General features: G+C 73.7%; 16 protein-coding genes. 7 read left to right on the forward strand and 9 right to left on the reverse strand.

The window, feature by feature from the left end:
• Positions 1-4: 4 nt before the first annotated feature.
• A complete protein-coding gene (locus AC07AW_RS15835) occupies positions 5-1,498 on the reverse strand; it encodes an APC family permease (RefSeq protein WP_478816002.1) in 1,494 nt (497 codons plus the stop codon).
• A gap of 136 nt (positions 1,499-1,634) precedes the next feature.
• Here AC07AW_RS15835 and AC07AW_RS15840 point away from each other — a divergent pair, with 136 nt between their 5' ends.
• Together AC07AW_RS15840 and AC07AW_RS15845 are read left to right on the forward strand one after the other, a co-directional pair.
• The gene (locus tag AC07AW_RS15840; RefSeq protein WP_478816003.1) at positions 1,635-2,237 is read left to right on the forward strand and encodes a TetR/AcrR family transcriptional regulator; all 603 of its coding nucleotides are present in this window, start codon (positions 1,635-1,637) and stop codon (positions 2,235-2,237) included.
• A 165-nt stretch (positions 2,238-2,402) separates the two neighbouring features.
• Positions 2,403-4,283, forward strand: a complete 1,881-nt coding sequence (locus tag AC07AW_RS15845) for an alpha/beta fold hydrolase (RefSeq protein ID WP_478816004.1) — start codon at positions 2,403-2,405, stop codon at positions 4,281-4,283.
• Between the two features lie 50 nt (positions 4,284-4,333).
• On the opposite strand, the gene AC07AW_RS15850 is transcribed toward AC07AW_RS15845, so the two are convergent.
• Both AC07AW_RS15850 and AC07AW_RS15855 read right to left on the reverse strand, forming a co-directional pair.
• Entirely contained in the window at positions 4,334-5,698 is a 1,365-nt protein-coding gene (locus AC07AW_RS15850) for an NtaA/DmoA family FMN-dependent monooxygenase (RefSeq protein ID WP_478816005.1), read from the reverse strand.
• On the reverse strand, positions 5,695-6,822 hold the full coding sequence (locus AC07AW_RS15855) for an LLM class flavin-dependent oxidoreductase (protein WP_478816006.1): 1,128 nt from the start codon (positions 6,820-6,822) through the stop codon (positions 5,695-5,697). Before AC07AW_RS15855 ends, AC07AW_RS15850 begins: the two co-directional genes overlap by 4 nt.
• A gap of 456 nt (positions 6,823-7,278) precedes the next feature.
• Between AC07AW_RS15855 and AC07AW_RS15860 the strand changes: the two genes are divergently transcribed.
• On the forward strand, positions 7,279-8,451 hold the full coding sequence (locus AC07AW_RS15860) for an alpha/beta hydrolase family protein (RefSeq protein ID WP_478816007.1): 1,173 nt from the start codon (positions 7,279-7,281) through the stop codon (positions 8,449-8,451).
• Between the two features lie 16 nt (positions 8,452-8,467).
• Here AC07AW_RS15860 and AC07AW_RS15865 read toward each other — a convergent pair whose 3' ends face one another.
• The 4 genes from AC07AW_RS15865 to AC07AW_RS15880 are packed head-to-tail and all read right to left on the reverse strand — an operon-like array spanning position 8,468 to position 11,650.
• Complete coding sequence (locus AC07AW_RS15865; RefSeq protein WP_478816008.1) at positions 8,468-9,052, reverse strand: nucleosidase; 585 nt, start codon at positions 9,050-9,052, stop codon at positions 8,468-8,470.
• A gap of 49 nt (positions 9,053-9,101) precedes the next feature.
• On the reverse strand, positions 9,102-9,311 hold the full coding sequence (locus tag AC07AW_RS15870; protein ID WP_478816009.1) for a helix-hairpin-helix domain-containing protein: 210 nt from the start codon (positions 9,309-9,311) through the stop codon (positions 9,102-9,104).
• A gap of 48 nt (positions 9,312-9,359) precedes the next feature.
• Positions 9,360-10,766 carry a VWA domain-containing protein gene (locus AC07AW_RS15875; protein WP_478816010.1) on the reverse strand — a complete coding sequence of 469 codons (1,407 nt, stop codon included), beginning with the start codon at positions 10,764-10,766 and terminating at the stop codon, positions 9,360-9,362.
• The gene (locus AC07AW_RS15880; protein ID WP_478816011.1) at positions 10,763-11,650 is read right to left on the reverse strand and encodes an AAA family ATPase; all 888 of its coding nucleotides are present in this window, start codon (positions 11,648-11,650) and stop codon (positions 10,763-10,765) included. Before AC07AW_RS15880 ends, AC07AW_RS15875 begins: the two co-directional genes overlap by 4 nt.
• 180 nt (positions 11,651-11,830) lie before the next feature.
• Here AC07AW_RS15880 and AC07AW_RS15885 point away from each other — a divergent pair, with 180 nt between their 5' ends.
• Together AC07AW_RS15885 and AC07AW_RS15890 are read left to right on the forward strand one after the other, a co-directional pair.
• A complete protein-coding gene (locus AC07AW_RS15885) occupies positions 11,831-12,940 on the forward strand; it encodes a PP2C family protein-serine/threonine phosphatase (protein ID WP_478816012.1) in 1,110 nt (369 codons plus the stop codon).
• Between the two features lie 136 nt (positions 12,941-13,076).
• Complete coding sequence (locus AC07AW_RS15890; protein ID WP_245727810.1) at positions 13,077-13,442, forward strand: luciferase domain-containing protein; 366 nt, start codon at positions 13,077-13,079, stop codon at positions 13,440-13,442.
• A gap of 21 nt (positions 13,443-13,463) precedes the next feature.
• Here AC07AW_RS15890 and AC07AW_RS15895 read toward each other — a convergent pair whose 3' ends face one another.
• Positions 13,464-13,955 (reverse strand): PaaI family thioesterase, encoded by a 492-nt coding sequence (locus AC07AW_RS15895; RefSeq protein WP_478816013.1) that lies wholly within the window; start codon positions 13,953-13,955, stop codon positions 13,464-13,466.
• Between the two features lie 107 nt (positions 13,956-14,062).
• On the opposite strand from AC07AW_RS15895, the gene AC07AW_RS15900 reads away from it, so the two are divergent.
• Entirely contained in the window at positions 14,063-14,539 is a 477-nt protein-coding gene (locus AC07AW_RS15900) for a winged helix-turn-helix transcriptional regulator (protein WP_478816014.1), read from the forward strand.
• Between the two features lie 16 nt (positions 14,540-14,555).
• Here AC07AW_RS15900 and AC07AW_RS15905 read toward each other — a convergent pair whose 3' ends face one another.
• Complete coding sequence (locus tag AC07AW_RS15905; protein WP_478816015.1) at positions 14,556-14,876, reverse strand: hypothetical protein; 321 nt, start codon at positions 14,874-14,876, stop codon at positions 14,556-14,558.
• 182 nt (positions 14,877-15,058) lie between these two features.
• Between AC07AW_RS15905 and AC07AW_RS15910 the strand changes: the two genes are divergently transcribed.
• Positions 15,059-15,916: a YhjD/YihY/BrkB family envelope integrity protein gene (locus AC07AW_RS15910; RefSeq protein ID WP_478816016.1), complete on the forward strand. Its 858-nt coding sequence runs from the start codon at positions 15,059-15,061 to the stop codon at positions 15,914-15,916.
• The last annotated feature ends 3 nt before the right edge of the window (positions 15,917-15,919 follow it).

Here is a 15,919-nt window from a genome sequence, read left to right on the forward strand (position 1 = left end):
GGGCTCAGTTCTCCGTGACGGACAGGGTGGTGACGGCCGCGCGGCCGTCCTGGAAGAAGCGGCGGTGGCGGGTGCGGACGAGCAGCATCACGAGGCCTCCGAGGACGATCGAGCCGACGCCGAGGAGGAAGACCCCGCCGACTCCGCCGACGGACGTGGAGCCGTAGTCCGGGTCGGCCATGTCGTAGGCGCTGCGGACGAACGCCGCCAGCATCATCAGACCGCCGGTCGCCGGGAGGACGCCCTTGACCAGCAGGTCGCGCGGGGAGTTCCGCAGCTGCCGGCGGAAGTGCCAGGCGCAGGCGAAGCCGGTGACGCCGTAGTAGAAGGCGATCAGAAGGCCGATCGACAGGATGGCGTCGCCGAGGAAGTCGGCGGAGACGAGGGTGAGCAGGACCAGGGTGACGGCGGCCGCGACGCCGAAGAACACCGTGCCGAAGGCGGGCGTGCGGAAGCGGGGGTGCATGCGTCCGAAGGCGGCGGGCAGGGCGCCGTGCGCGCTCATCGAGAGCGTGCTCCGAGGGCTGGAGCCCGCACAGGTCAGCAGGGCGCCCACGGCCGAGACGGCGATGGCGAGCGTGACGACCCGGCTCGCGGCGCCGCCGAGGACGGTGGGGGCGAGGTGGGTGAGGACGTCGGCGGCGGTCTCCTCGTTGCCGAGTCCGAGGCCTGCGGTGCCGGTCCCGGCGAAGGAGATCGCGGCGAACGCGGTGAAGAGGTAGGTGACGAGCAGGATCAGGGTCGAGGCGACCGCGGCCCTGCCGGGGGTGCGGTCACTGTCGACGGTCTCCTCGTTGAAGGTGATCAGGGCGTCCCAGCCCCAGTAGATGAAGAGGCAGAGGAGCACCGCCTCGGCGAAGGAGCCGAAGTCGTCGAAGGCGAAGGGGGAGACCCAGCCCAGGGACGGGGCGGCGGCGCCGTCCCGGGCGAACGCGGCGACGCCGAAGGCGAGCATCGCGAGGAGCTGGAGGCCGAGCATCGCGTACTGCACGTGGGCGGCGAGCTGGATGCCCCGGTAGGCGACGGTGGCGACCAGGGCGATCAGGGCCACGGCGAGGGCCGTCACGGCGAGGGTGTTGCCGGCCGCCGCGTCGAGCCCGAGGAAGGCGAGGATCGCGGAGGCCCCGACCTGGGCGAGCGCGGTCATCGCGAGGACGGTGGCGACCAGCACCGTCCAGCCGCCCGCCACCCAGCCGACGGCCGGGCCGAACGCCCTCGTGTTCCACACGAAGGTCGTGCCGCAGTCCGGCATCCGCTTGTTGAGCTCCCGGAAGGCGAAGGCCGTGAGGAGGATCGGCACGAAGCCGAGGAGCAGGGCCGCGGGGGCCAGGTCGCCCACCACGAGGGTCACGAGGCCCAGGGTGATCGCGATGCTGTAGGCGGGGGCGACGGAGGCGAGCCCGAGGGCGATCGTCGCGAGAAGGCCGACGGAGTCGCCCCGCAGGCCCTTCCCCACGGGTGGTGCCGCGGCGGGTGGGGTGTCGGATGCGCTGGTCATGAGGGCCTCCTGAGGAAAGCGTACGGACGCACCGGATTCGTTAAACGGAGATTTAAGGAATCGGCCGTGGTGCGGTCAAGACCTGGCGCTGTATCTTTTGGTTTCGATTTAGTTCACGAGACGGTGGAGGGGCCCGGTGGCGCGGAACAAGGACCAGGAGGCCCGGCGTGCCCAGCTGGGCGAGGCCGCGGCACGCGCCCTCCTCAGCCGGGGACTCGAAGGGCTCCGGCTCAAGGACGTCGCCGCCGAGGCCGGGGTCACACCGGCGGCGGTCCTGTACTACTACGAGGACCTCGACGCCCTCATGTACGAGACCTTCCAGCAGGCCATCGAACGGTTCTGCCGGGAGCGCGAGGCGGCGGCGGAGCGGGAGGCGGACGCACGGGGGAGGCTGCGCAGCTGCATCGCGTCCGGAGTGGCGTCGGGTCCCCAGGACCGGCTGCCCCGGCTGCTCTTCGAGTACTGGCCCCGCGCCCTGCGCGACCCGAAGGCCGCCGCCCTCGACAGCGTCCTGACCGAGCGCCAGATCGGCGTCTACCAGGGGATCCTGGTGCTCGGCGAGGCCCAGGGCCACTTCACCCTGACGGACCCGGCCCGCCTGATCGCCGCCAACTTCGTGGCGATGGAGGACGGCTACCAGATGGACGTGCTCGCCGGCCGCCGTTCACCCAGGGAAGTGATCACCGCCCTGCACTCCTACGCCCGCGCCGCGACGGGCTACCTCCCGGACGCGCCCTAGGGCCCCCTGGCAAACATGGGCTCCGGGGCGGCTTGTGTCGTTGCCGCCCGGTTGCGCGTCCTGTGCGCCGTTCGTGCGCTCTGGTCGCCCCGTTCCCGGTACGTGAGGCTTGCGAGCATCCGCGCAGCGGACAGCCAGCAGCCCAGTCGAGAGGAACGGGTGCACGTGCCCCAGGACACCCCCTTCGCCAACGGTTCGTCCGAGGAATTCCCCGGCTTCCCGGGCATCACGGCCGGCCTCACCGCCGCCGAGGCCTCCCGCATGACCGGCCGCGGCCTCTGGGCCGCCGACGGAACGGTCGACCCCGACGCCGTCCGGCTCGGCCAGACCCTCACCACCGCCCTCCTGAGCGGAAGCGACAGCGAACTCCCCGCCGAACTCGCCGCGGACATCGAGGAGGTACGGGGCCTCGCCCTGCCCGCGTACCACCGCATCGAGGCCACGGACGGCATCCGGCTCTCCGCCTTCAGCCTGCGGCAGCTGGGCCCCGGGCCGCACCCGCTGGTCGTCGTCCCGGCCGGCTGGACCCCGTTCGGCTGGCCGCTGTTCCTCTGGTCCTACCTCGCCCTCGCCCGCAGGGGCTACCACGTCCTCGCCTACACACCCCGCGGCCTCGGCATCCCCGGACTGCCTTCCACCTCCGAGGGCCTCGTCGACGTCGCCGGACCCCACGACTGGGCCGACGGCTCCGCCGTCGTCGACTTCGCGGTCGAGCACCTCGCCCCGAGCGTGATCGGCTTCCTCGGCGAGTCCTACGGCTCCGGCATCAGCCAGCTCGTCGCCGCCCACGACGACCGCGTCGCCGCCGTCGTCGCGCTCAGCACCTGGGGGAACCTCGCCACCAGCCTCCACGACCACGACACCCGTCACCTCGCGGCCGTGAAGGCCCTCCTCGCGCTCACCGGAGGCCCGGTGGAGACCAAGTTCGACGAGGCGAACCGGGAGATCCTCGCCGACTTCCTCGCAGGCCGGAACCTCGACCGGGTCGTCGAGTGGGGCCGGCTGCGCGCCCCCGAGTCGTACCTCCACCTCACCAACGACAACGAGACCCCCACCCTCTTCTCGAACACCTGGCACGAGGGCCTGTTCGCCGTCAACCAGCTCCTGGAGACCTTCGACGGGCTCGACGTCCCCAAGCGGCTCAACCTCTGGATCGGCGACCACGCAGCCCCCGAGGGGCCGGGGCTCATCGGCACGGAGCCCGGCAGGACCAACGTCCCCATGGCCGAGGCGTACGCCTGGCTCGACCACCACCTCAAGGGTGAGCGAAACGGGGTGGAGGACTGGGAGCAGGTCTGCAACCAGGTCATGTTCACGTACGTCACCGAACCGGTCCTCGGCCCCGGCACCGGCGAGCCGACCGGCGAGAACCGGATCGTCGAAGAGGCCGCCCGGGAGCGCCGCGCCGACTGGAGCCGGGTCACCACCGGCGTCGAGGTGTTCGGCCTCACCGGCGACGGCGCGGGCGGCACCGACGGCCGGCTCCTCCCCGCCGGGGAGACGACGGCCCCCTCGGAGGTCACCGGGTGGCGCCGCGCGTTCCTCGCGGGCGTGGACACCGAGGCCACCGTCATGGACGCCCTCATGAAGACGGGCCAGGCGGAACGGTCCGGGAACCCCAAGACCTACGACACCCGCAAGATCGACCGGCGGCACGCCCTCGTCTGGACCACCGCACCGCTCGCCCCCGCAGGGGAGGGCGCGGCCGGCCGTCGCGTCCGTGGCATTCCGCGCCTGCGCCTCACCGTCCGCTCCACCGCCGCCTCCGCCTGCCTGATCGCCCACCTCTTCGACGTCGCCGAGGACGGCACGGCCCGGATCATCACCCACGAGCCGCTCAACGTGTACGGGCTGACGCCCGACGAGGCCCGCACCGTGACCTGGCGGCTCCAGGCCGCCGCGTACGACATCGCCGCCGGACACCGGCTGATGCTGGTCGTCGACAGCAAGGACCCGCTGTACGGGGACGCCTCCGTCACCTGGACGCAGACCCTCGTCAGCTCCCCGGAGGGCGCACCGGCCTTCCTGGAACTGCCGCTGGGCTGAGGCGACGGTGGTGGCGGATGCCCGGGATTCCGGGCACCCGCCACCGCGGGTCACGCCACCGGCGCGAGCCCCAGATGCTCCCGGAGCGTCGTCCCCGTGTACGCCGTCCGGTACAGGCCCCGCTCCTGCAGCTCCGGCACGAGCAGCTCGACGATGTCGTCGAGTCCGTCCGGCACCAGGTACGGCGAGATGTTGAAGCCGTCGACGGCCCCGTGGCGCGCGAACCGGGCGAACTTCTCCGCGAGCCCGGCCGGGGTGCCGACGTGACCGTGCTGCGGACCGAGCTCGATGACCGTCTCGCGCAGCGACCAGCCGTTGGCGTCGGCCTTCGCCCGCCACTCGGCCACCACGTCCAGGGTGTCGCCCAGCTGGCGCGTGCCGAACTTCCCGTCGTACGTGGCGACCACCGGATCCTCGGCGGGCAGCGGACCGTCCGCGTCCCGCCCGGACAGGTCGAATCCCCACAGCCGGCTCGCGATGCCCAGCGCCACCGCGGGGGTGACCTGCTGGAGGCGGACCCAGCGGGCCTTCTCCTCCGCCTCCTTCTCGGTGGCCCCGATGACGATCTCCGTGCCCGGCAGGATCCGCAGGGCGTCGTCGGGCCGCCCGGCCGCCCGCAGCCGGCGCCGCACGTCCTCGGCGAAGGCGAGCGCGTCGTCGAAGTCGTCACCGTGCGCGGAGAAGATCACGTCCGCGTTGCGGGCCGCGAAGTCGCGGCCCTCGCCGGAGTCGCCCGCCTGGAAGATCACCGGATGCCCCTGCGCGCTGCGCGGCAGCGTCGGCGCCAGATCGACATCGAAGTGGTCGGTCCGCGTCCGTACGCGTCCCACCGCGCCCGGTACCGACCAGGACCGGGCGTCGGCGGAACCGGCGACCGTGCCCTCGGCCCAGCCGTTCCACACGGCGCGCGCGACGGAGAGGAACTCCTCGGCGCGCCGGTAGCGGTCGGCGTGGTCGAGGAAGCCGCCCCGCCGGAAGTTCTCGCCGGTCCAGGCGTTGTGGGTGGTCACCATGTTCCAGCCGGCCCGGCCGCCGGAGAGCAGGTCGAGCCCGGCGAGCCGCCGGGCGAGGTCTCCGGGCTCGTTGAAGGTGGTGTTGGAGGTGGAGACGAGACCGATCCGCTCGGTCGCCGCGGCGAGCGCCGACAGCTGGGTGATCGAGTCCGGCCGGCCGGCGACGTCCAGCTCGTGGATGCCGCCCTCCGACTCGCGCAGCCGTAGTCCGTCGCCGAGGAAGAAGGCGTCGAAGAGTCCGCGTTCGGCGGTCCTGGCCACCCGCAGGAAGATCGCCGGGTCGATCTGGGAACCGCTGGTCGGATCCGACCAGATCGTCCAGTGGTTGACGCCCTGGACGAAGACACCGAAGTGCAGCCGGGCGTCCGGGCGCGGAACGTCGTCGTGGTCGGCGCGGGTCATCGGGTCTCCTCCCGGACGAGCGCGGCGGCGCCGTCGGTCGTGAAGCGGCTGAGGGGCCGGGGGAGGCCCAGGGAGGTGCGCAGGGTGGTGCCCGGCAGCGGGCGGGCGGCGATCCGCCGGACGAACAGCTCGGGCAGGACGAGACGGGAGAGCACCGCCAGGTCCTCGTCGTGGACGAGCGGATGCAGCCGCACCCCGTCCACATGGCCGCCGAGCTCCGTCAGGAGGTCCACCAGACCGGCGGCGGAGCCGGAGTACCGCAGCCGGTCCGGGCCGCCGTCCCACGGGGCGTACCGCTCCAGGTCGGCGATCCGCTCCCGCGCCGTCGCGCCCGGGGTGTCGAGGGCGACCTCGAGCTCCGCGAAGGCGAGCGGCGTGCCGGCCGCCGCGGCCGCCTCGCCCACCGCGGCCGGTGTCGCGCCGCCGACCAGCGCCACATCGGCGAGACCGGCCGGGACGAGACCCGCGCGGGCGAGGACCACGGGCCGGCCCTGCGGCGGGCGCGGCACGATCGACGGGCCCTTCACGGAGTACGTCTCGCCCGTGAAGTCGACGGCGTGGAGCCGCGAGCGGTCGAGGTAGCGGCTGGTGGCCACCGACCGGATCACCGCGTCGTCCTCCCACGAGTCCCACAGGTCCCGTACGACACGGAGACCGTCACGGGCCTCGCGGGCGCGCGCGTCGGCGCCCTCGACGAGCGGGCGCCCCCAGGCGCGGGCGGCGGCGGGGTCCTCCTCGACCCCGACCACCCAGCCGGCCCGGCCGGCCGAGACGTGGTCGAGCGTGGAGAGCTGCGAGGAGATGTGGAACGGCTCGGCGTACGTGGTCGCCACGACCGGCGCGATGCCGAGGACGCTCGTCGACGCGGCCGCGAACGCCGCCCGCTCCACCGAGCCGATCCGTCCCACGGGACCGGACTCGGTGGCGGACCCGTTGCCGGGCGGCAGGATCGAGTCCTCAAGGGTGACCAGGGTGAACCCGGCGTTCTCGGCGGCGGCCGCGACCCGGGCGAGCCGACGCGGGGTCAGCAGCTCGCCGGGGGAGTGCGCGGCACGGCGCCACGCGGCCGGATGGGCGCCGTCGCCGTCGATCTCGACGGCCAGGTGCAGGGCAGGGCGGGGCATGGGAGTCCTTCCGAACGACAGGGACGCGCGACGGCACGGCAGCGGTGCGGAGCACGGCTGCCCGGGGCCGGGCGACGGGACGTCACGGGACGCGCGGACCCACGCGGGGCGGGGTCAGGCGCGAAGGGAAGGACAGATGGCCGAGGAGGTACGGCAGTAGTCGACGTGCCGACGGCAGACGAGGCACGTACGCGAGCGGGCGGAGAAGTGCACGGCGGTGATTATCGCGAGCACGTTCCCTCCCCCCGGTTCCGGTCCCGTCCGGGGTGCGGACGGCGACTCCTCACCATAGGCAGCCCGCCTTCGGCACTGTCAAGATCCTCTCGAACGCCGGGCGTCAGGACGGCCGAGTCCGGCCGGCCACCCCCGACCGGATCCCGTGTCAGACCCTGGTCTGATCGAAGGTCGGCCCACGGACGGACGCGCCGGTCCGGCCCCGGCGCCTAGCGTGCCCGCATGATCCGATTCACCAGGGCGGCCGCGGCCGCCGTGCTCGCCTGCTCCCTCGCCTTACCCGCCGGCGTCGCCACGGCGGCCGACACGGACAGGCCTGTCACCGAAGCCCCGACGCGGGTCGCGCGCCCCGCCACACTGCCGGACCCCACCGGGCCGTACTCCGTCGGCAGCTCGGTCCTGCCGCTCGTCGACCGCTCCCGTACCGACCCATGGGTGCCCACCGCCGACGGCCGCGCCCTCATGGTCACGCTCCACTACCCGGCCGCCCACCCCGGCGGCGGCCGCCCCGCCCCGTACGCCACCAGGGACGAGGCGCGGCTGCTCGCCGAGCAGCTCGGGCCCGGCGTCTCCGGCGACGTCCTCGCCCGCACGCGTACCCACAGCAGGACCGACGTCCGGCCCGCGCCGGGCCGGCACCCCCTGGTGCTGCTCTCACCGGGCTTCAGCGTCTCCCGCTGGACGCTCACGAACCTCGCCGAGGACCTGGCCTCGCGGGGCTACGTCGTCGCCTCCGTCGACCACGCCTACGAGTCGTACGGGATCAGCCTCCCCGGCGGCCGCACCCTCACCTGCGTCGCCTGCACGGCCCTCGACGAGGGCGGGGTGCACGGCAGTGTCGTCACCTCGACGCGCGCCGCCGACATGAAATACGTCCTGGACCGGCTCACCGGGCCCGAGCCCGTCTGGCGGTACGCCGACGTGATCGACGCGCGCCGCGTCGGCATGGCCGGCCACTCCATCGGCGGGGCGAGCGCGGCCACCGCGATGGTTGCCGATCCGCGGATCGACGCCGGCGTCAACATGGACGGCTCCTTCTGGGAGGACCTCCCGGCGGAGGGACTGCGGGGCCGCCCGTTCCTGATGCTCGGGACCCACGACAGCATGCACCTGCCCGGCGGGCAGGACGCCAGCTGGGACCGGGCGTGGGCCGCGCTCGACGGCTGGAAGCGCTGGATCACGGTCGCCGGATCCGAGCACTTCAGCTTCTCCGACGGCCCCGTGATCCAGGGTCACTTCGGGCTGCCCCAGCCCGAGCTGCCCGCCGACCGGGCCGTCGCCGTCACCCGGACCTATGTCGCGGCCTTCTTCGACCGGCATCTGCGCGGAATCCCGCGCCCGGTCCTCGACGGCCCCACGCCCGCGAACCCGGAGGTCCACTTCCAGCACGGATGAGCCGTGCGGGCGGAGGTCAGGAGCGGTACGGGGTGTTCGCCTCCGCCCAGTCGGCCAGCGCCCGCGCGCACTCGGCGACCGATTCCCGCCAGGTGCGCGCGGCACCGTCACCGGCCTCGTCGCTGACGTGCTTCACGATGCGCAGCGGCACCCCGGCGAGCTCCGCGGCCGCCGCGAGCGCGTACCCCTCCATGTCGACCAGCGGCGCCCGCTCCGCGAGCCGGGCACGGGCCGCCTCGTCCGAGATGAACGCGTCGCCGGTGGCGAGGACCACGTCACCGCCGTCCGGCAGCGCCAGCGGCTCGCCGTACGTCTCGCCGGTCAGCGTGGCGAGCAGCTGCCCGTCGAGGTCGTGCTGCACCACGGTGCCGACGACGTGCGTCCCGGTCCAGCCGGGCCGCAGCGCCCCGGCCGTCCCCAGGTTCACGATCCCGGACGGCCGCGGCCCCCGGCCGAGCACGGTCGCGAGCGCGGTGGCCGCGTTCACCTTGCCCATGCCGGTGAGCAGAACGGGCAGCTCCGTGTCGAGGAACTGCGCCTCCTCCTTGACGGCGAGCACGAGCAGGGGCCGGTCGGCGGTGATCTCTCCCAAGAGTTCCATGGGGGCCACGCTAGTTCGAGGGCCCGCCCGCCGTACAACCGGGCGGGTGTCAGCCCAGCGACTTTCCCTGCTCCGCGAGCGCCTCGCCGAGCACCCGCAGGGCCTTCGGCCCGACGCCGTGCAGGGCGGCGAGCTCGGCTGCGGGCACGTCCGCGAGCTGGGCGAGCCGTGTGTACCCGGCGGCGACGAGCGCACGCGTCGCGGGCGCCCCGATCCCGCGCGGGAGGTCCGTCTCGGGTCGTTCCGTTCCCTCTGCCATGGACCGATCGTGCCACGAGGAGGGACAGAAGGGACGTCGCGCCCGTCCTCACACCGGCAGCAGCCGGCCGATCAGCGCCCCCAGCTGGCGGGCGTTGCGGCACGGGCGCATCTCCACGAGCTCGGCGTAGGCCGGGGCCACGGAGTCGCCCGTGCCCCAGAGCGAGGGCTGCTCGGGGTTGAGCCAGTGGACCCGGCGCGCGCGGTCCGCGACGAGCCGGAGTGCCGCGAGGTTCGGGTCGGCGCCGTTGGTGCGGGCGTCGCCGAGGACGAAGACCACCGTGCGCGGGCCGATCGCCTCCGCGTACCGCTCGGCGAACTCCCCGAGCGCCGTCCCGTAGTCGCTCTGCCCGTGCCACCCCGTGAGCTCCGCCTCCGCGAGGATCCGGTCGCCGAGCCCGGCGGGATCCGCCGCGCCCCGCGCGATCAGCCCGGTGACCTCGTCGACGCGATTGACGAAGGCGAAGACCCGCACCCGGCTGAACTGGTCGTGCAAGGCCTGCACAAGGAGCATCGTGAACTGCGCGAATCCGGCCACCGACCCCGACACGTCGCACAGCAGGACCAGCTCGGGACGCCGGGGACGGCGGCGTCGCAGGACCGGGCGCACCGGCACGCCGCCGGTCGACAGCGAGCCGCGCAGCGTCCGCCGCAGATCGATCTCCCCGCGCGCCGCCCGGCGCCGCCGCGCCGCGAGCCGGGTGGCCAGCTTCCGCGCCAGCGGCCGTACCGTACGCCGCAACTCGTCCAGCTGCGCCCGCCCGGCCAGCAGGAAGTCCACGCTGTCCGCCGTCCCCGCGACCGCCCGCCGCGCGACCCGGTCACGGCCCTGCCGCTCGGCGACGCGCCTGCGGGCCTCGGTCCGCACGCGCTCCCGGAAGGCCTCGATCCGCCGCCGGATCTCGTCGTCGAGGAGCCGCTCGGTGAATGCGGGGTCCTCGTCCGTGGCCGCCGCCCGCAACCGGTCGCGCACCCGGGCGAGCAGCGTCTCGGGGCGCAGCCGGGAGAGCGTCTGGTAGGAGGACCAGCCGTCCGACTCCGGACCGGAGCCGTAGCCGCCGAACCCGCCCACCGCCTCCGCGGCCAGCCGGTCGAGCGCGGCGCCGTCACCGGCGGTGAGGGCCTCCGCGAGCCGGTCCCGGAGCGCCGCCAGGTCCGCGGCGGTGTTCTCGTACGTCTCGGCCGCTCCGGGAGCGCCACCGAGCGGAAAGTACAGGTCGAAGACCTGGTCGAACACTGTCCGCTGACCCTCGCCGTGGAGCAGCGTCGCCGCCAGCGCCTCCCGGACCCGCTCCCGGTCGGTGAACCCGACCGCTTCGAGCGCCTGCCCCGCGTCCACGGTCTCTCCGGTGCCGATCCCGAACCCGTGCGCGCGCAGCGCCGCGACGAGCCCGGTCAGCCGGCCCACCGCCCCGGCGGGCCCCGCATCCGCTCCCGGCCCCGCCGCCCCGGTCACACCGCGTCCAGGTCGAGCTTGGCCGCCGCCTTCACGATGTCCTCCTGGTGCTTGAGGAGGACGCCGAGGGTCTCCCGTACGACCCGCTCGTCCAGCCGCTCCGCGCCGAGCGCGAGCAGCGTACGGGCCCAGTCGATCGTCTCCGACACGGAAGGCACCTTCCGCAGGTCCATCGCCCGCAGCGCCCCCACGACCCGCACGACGGCCGCGGCGAGCGCGGCGTCGAGACCCGGCACCTTGAGGGTCACGATCCGGCGCTCCAGCTCCTCCTCGGGGAAGCCGATGTGCAGGAAGAGACAGCGGCGGCGCAGCGCCTCGGACAGCTCGCGGCTCGCGTTGGAGGTGAGGACGGTGAACGGCCGCCGCGTCGCGGTGATGGTGCCGAGCTCGGGCACGGTCACCTGGAAGTCGCTGAGGACCTCCAGGAGCAGCCCCTCCACCTCGACGTCGGCCTTGTCGGTCTCGTCGATGAGCAGCACCGTGGGCTCCTCGGACCGGATGGCGGTGAGCAGCGGCCGGGGGAGCAGGAACTCCTCGCCGAAGATGTCCGTGCGTGTCTCGTCCCAGGACTCGCCCCGGCCGGCGGTGATCCGCAGCAGCTGCTTGGCGTGGTTCCACTCGTACAGCGCGCGGGACTCGTCGACGCCCTCGTAGCACTGCAGCCGGACCAGGCGTGCTCCCGTGACCTCGGTGACGGCCTTGGCGAGCTCCGTCTTGCCGACGCCGGCGGGGCCCTCGACGAGCAGCGGTTTGCCCAGCCGGTCGGCGAGGAAGACGGTGGTGGCGACGGCCGGCGACGCCAGGTAGCCGGTCGTGGCGAGCCTCTCGGCGACGTCGTCGACGGAGCTGAAGAACCCGGTCGTGGTGGCTGATCCGGTCGTCATGCTGTCCCCCAGGGAAGCGAAAGCTCTTACTGGCCAGTAGCCTCAGGTGTACTTGATCAGATCGGGCACCACCGCACAACCGTCCCGCGAGAGCTCCGTGCCGCGCGCGGGGCGGCGGCCGCTGGTGCAATGGGGGGACAGGGTGCACCACCCGGAGGCCCGCACGGCGGTGGAGGTGTCGTGGCGGAACAGGACGAGGCCGCTCTGACCAGGGCACGGGCTCTGGAGCTGGCGATCGGCGAGATCGGCACGACGCTCGACGCGACGACCACCTGCCGCGAACTCGCGGCCTTCCTCGCGCGTCATCTGCGGGGCGCCGTCACGGTCGATCTGCTCGACGAGCCGGGAGGCCCGATCCGGCGCGCGGCCTCGGCGGGAGCGGCGGACGCCGGCGCCGGCGATCGTGCCCCCAGCCTCGCCGTGCCCCTCGCCGTCCACGACGAGCGCCCCCTCGGGGCAGTGATCGTCACGCGCCGCGGCGGCCCCGGTTTCACCGCCGACGAGGTCGCGGTCCTCCGGCACGCGGTCCGGCTGGCCGCCCGCCACCTCGGCCATGCCCGCCGGCTCGTCGAGACCGAGGAGACCGCCCTCCATCTCCAGCGGGCCCTCGTCGCCGAACCCGGTCTGCCGCACCCCAACCTGGAGATCGCGGGCAGTTACCTCCCGGCGGGCCCGCGCGCCCTCGTGGGCGGCGACTGGTTCGAGACCGTACGGCTCCACTTCGGCCGCAGCCTCCTCGTCGTCGGCGACGTGATGGGCCACGGGCTCGACGCCGCCGTGGACATGAACGCCTACCGCGCGCTGCTCCGCGAGGTCGCGGGGACCGATCTGCCGCCGCACCGGGTGCTGCGCCACCTCGACTCCGTGGTCGCCGAGGACGACGCCCGCCGGCCCGCCACCTGTCTGCTCGTCCGGATGGACCCGGCCCGTGGCGCCGCCACCTTCGCCAGCGCCGGACACCTCCCGCCCGCCGTGTTCGGCGCGGACGGCTCCGCGGAGATCGTCGACCTCCCGGTGGGACCGCCGCTGGGCACCGGCGTCGGGGGTTACGAACCCACCACGCGCCCGCTCGGCCCGGGGGAGACCCTGCTGATGTTCACCGACGGCCTCGTCGAGCGCCGCGGGGAGGACGTCGACGTCTCGCTCGCCCGCCTCGCCGCCCTCCGGCTCCCCGCGGACTCCGGCCCCGAGCAGGTCGTCGAGGAGGTGCTCCACCGGCTCGACGCCCACCGGGCGGAGGACGACGTGGCCGTCCTCGCGGCCCGCATCCGCGCCCGCCCGGCATCGTGACACAGGGTCACATCCTCCCCACGCGGCGCCGTGACGCACGGTCACACCACCCCCGCCGACGACGTGTTTCGCGTCGCGGCGGGATTGTTGCCGCAGGACGCTTGTGCACGGCCCCGGGGCCCGGCACGCTCCTCGTATGAACACGGCCAGGCATGCCAGTGAACGTCTGATGAGCTGGCCCTCGCTGACCCCCGGCCGCGCCCATTGCGGCGCCGAGCTCGGACTGGGCACCGGGACGCAGGAGATCGTCCACTTCCACGGCGAACACGAGGCGGACGTCCACCTCACCCGCGCCATGGTCGCGAAGCTGCGCCCGGCGCTCCTGGGGTCGAGCGCGGTCCGGTTGCGGGCCGGATCCGGCTGGGTGACGGTCCGTCTGGACATGGGCTCGGACATCGACCTGCTCGCCACCCTGGTGAGCGCCGCCCTCCAGGCCAACGGTGTCCCGGACGTCGCCCCGGACGGCTGCACCCGCACCCGTCCGGTCCCCGGCACCCGCTGAACCCGCCGGGTCCGCCGGGTCCTAGGACGGAACCGGGAACAGCATGCAGGTGCTGGTCGCGTGGCCGAGGAGACGGTCCTCCCCGTCGTACAGACTCGCCTCCGCCAGCGCCGTGCGGCGCCCCTGCGACAGCACCGTGCCGACGGCCCGGATCTTGCCCGTGTCCATCGTGATCGGGCGGAGGAAGCGGGTCGACAGGTCGAGCGAGGTGTACGCCATGCCCTGCGGCAGCGTGCTGTGGACCGCGCAGCCGGCGGCCGAGTCGAGCAGCGTCGCGTACACACCGCCGTGCACACTGCCGATCGGGTTGTAGTGCTCCTCGCCCGGTTCGAGCGCGAACACCGCGCGCCCCGGCTCGACCTCCTCCAGGCTGAATCCGAGGAGGGCGGCGAGCGGCGGCGCGGGCAGCCGGCCCGCCACCATCTCCCGCAGGAAGTCGATGCCCGCCATCGACATCGCGGCCCGCGCGGTGGCCCCGGCGTCCTCCCACTCGACCGTGCGTGACCGCCCCATCACCACTCCACTCCGCTCACTGCCCTGCCGATCTGGCTCTGTATGGCGAAGCTAGCCGTGAGCTCGGCTGACTGTCAACGACAGAGCCAGGTGGCTACAGTGGGCGCATGAACTGGCTGGATACGGATACGGAGAACTGCCCCGTCCGCCGTGCCCTGGACGTCGTGGGCGAGAAGTGGAGCCTGCTCATCCTGCGCGAGGCCTTCAACGGCGTCCGCCGGTACGACGAGTTCCGCCAGCACCTCGGCCTCTCGGAAGCCGTCCTCGCCGACCGCCTCCGCAAACTCGTCGCCGCCGGCGTGCTGCGCAGTGAGCCCTACCGCGAACCGGGCACCCGCACCCGCCACGAGTACCGCCTCACCCGCAAGGGCGTCGACCTCTGGCCCGTACTCCTCGCCCTCAAGCAGTGGGGAGACACCCACGCAGCCGAGCCCGAGGGCCCCGTCCTCGACATCCGGCACACCGACTGCGGCGCCCCCGTCCGCGTCGTCGTCCAGTGCGAGGACGAGGAACGGGCCACCCTCACGGCCCGCGACGTCACCGTCCGCCCGGGCCCGGCGGCCCGCCCGCGCCCGGCCCGTTGAACCGAGCCGGACCGCGTCAGCCGGACCGGTCCGCGCGGGTGTCGGGGGTGCTGTCCGTACCGTAGAAGCGCCCCTCTTCGCACAGGGCGTCGATCTCGGCGTTCTCCTCCTCGCTCAACTGCCCGTCCAACGCGACGCCGATGACGTGCCGGGCACGGGAAAGGCGCCGGGCGACGTCCCAGTCGAGGACGAACGTGCCGAGGGTGTGGGCATCGGCGGTTCCGGACGCCATACGGGATCCAATCCGGTCGAGCGAGACCACGAACTCGTTCAGGTCCCGCAGGACGGAGACGACCTCGTCGAGGGGAAGGCGGACCTCCCGGTGAGACATGTCCATCGACCGATTCAACTCCTGAAACCCATGAACGCGCGCTACGGCCCCGATCATGCCCCCGCTCGACCGGTGCCGGTCCGCCGTGCGGAAGACAGAAGACCAGACGGTCACCGCACTCCGCCGACCCCACCCGTTCGGCCGTACCCCTGCGATGTCCCGGCGTCCGGCCGGGTACCTCACCAGGCATGCCCTCCACACCCGGTCCGCCGCGCGACGGTGCCCCCGCCGAACACGGCCACTGGTTCGCACGGCTCCACGCCCGCGTCCTCGCCTCGTCCGTCGGCCTCGCCTGGAGCCGCGGCCGGGCCATGGAACTCATGCACCGGGCCATGGGCTTCGCGGCGCTCAGCCTGCTCACCCTCGTCCCCCTGCTCATCGTCGTCGCGGCCGCCGACCTCGCCAGCGGCAAGGGCTTCGCCCGCTGGCTGGTGCAGGGCCTCGGCGTGTCCGACGTCTCCGAGGAGCAGGTCGAGCGGCTCTTCGGCCAGCCGGGACAGGCCCTGCAACGCACCACCGCCTTCGGCCTCGCCGCCCTCGCCGCCTTCGGCGTCACCTTCGGATCAGCCGTACAGACCGGCTACGAGCGAGTCTGGGACCTCCCCACCGCCCGCTGGCACACCATGTGGCGGCACGTCGTCTGGCTCGCGGTCCTCGTCGCGGCCCTGCTGCTCTTCGTCGCCTTCCCCGCACCCGACAAAGCCCCGGCGGGCGTCACCACGGTCGTCGCCCTCGGCGACGTCCTCGGCACCTTCGTCTTCTTCTGGTGGTCGCAGCGCTTCCTGCTCTGCGGCCGCATCCGCTGGCGCGCCCTCGCCCCCGGCGCCGTCCTCACCGCGCTCGGTCTCCTCGGGCTGCGGATCTTCTCGCAGCTCGTCTTCTCCCCGCTGATCGCCTCGAACGCCGTGACGTACGGCCAGTTCGGCACCGTCCTCGTCCTCCAGTCCTGGCTCGTCGGCGTCGGCTTCGTCGTGTACGGAGGCGCCCTCGTCGGACGCCTCGTCCACGAACACCTCGTCCGCCGCCGACTGCGGCGTCCCCAGTGACCC

The organism is Streptomyces sp. NPDC044003 (assembly GCF_056435185.1).

What these genes read in the sequence shown, in the direction of transcription:
- AC07AW_RS15835 (WP_478816002.1), bottom strand. Translation starts at nt 1,498, where the DNA reads ATGACCAGCGCATCCGACACCCCACCCGCCGCGGCACCACCCGTGGGG.
- AC07AW_RS15850 (WP_478816005.1), bottom strand. Translation starts at nt 5,698, where the DNA reads ATGACCCGCGCCGACCACGACGACGTTCCGCGCCCGGACGCCCGGCTG.
- AC07AW_RS15855 (WP_478816006.1), bottom strand. Translation starts at nt 6,822, where the DNA reads ATGCCCCGCCCTGCCCTGCACCTGGCCGTCGAGATCGACGGCGACGGC.
- AC07AW_RS15860 (WP_478816007.1), top strand. Translation starts at nt 7,279, where the DNA reads ATGATCCGATTCACCAGGGCGGCCGCGGCCGCCGTGCTCGCCTGCTCC.
- AC07AW_RS15865 (WP_478816008.1), bottom strand. Translation starts at nt 9,052, where the DNA reads ATGGAACTCTTGGGAGAGATCACCGCCGACCGGCCCCTGCTCGTGCTC.
- AC07AW_RS15870 (WP_478816009.1), bottom strand. Translation starts at nt 9,311, where the DNA reads ATGGCAGAGGGAACGGAACGACCCGAGACGGACCTCCCGCGCGGGATC.
- AC07AW_RS15880 (WP_478816011.1), bottom strand. Translation starts at nt 11,650, where the DNA reads ATGACGACCGGATCAGCCACCACGACCGGGTTCTTCAGCTCCGTCGAC.
- AC07AW_RS15890 (WP_245727810.1), top strand. Translation starts at nt 13,077, where the DNA reads ATGAACACGGCCAGGCATGCCAGTGAACGTCTGATGAGCTGGCCCTCG.
- AC07AW_RS15895 (WP_478816013.1), bottom strand. Translation starts at nt 13,955, where the DNA reads ATGGGGCGGTCACGCACGGTCGAGTGGGAGGACGCCGGGGCCACCGCG.
- AC07AW_RS15900 (WP_478816014.1), top strand. Translation starts at nt 14,063, where the DNA reads ATGAACTGGCTGGATACGGATACGGAGAACTGCCCCGTCCGCCGTGCC.
- AC07AW_RS15905 (WP_478816015.1), bottom strand. Translation starts at nt 14,876, where the DNA reads ATGGACATGTCTCACCGGGAGGTCCGCCTTCCCCTCGACGAGGTCGTC.
- AC07AW_RS15910 (WP_478816016.1), top strand. Translation starts at nt 15,059, where the DNA reads ATGCCCTCCACACCCGGTCCGCCGCGCGACGGTGCCCCCGCCGAACAC.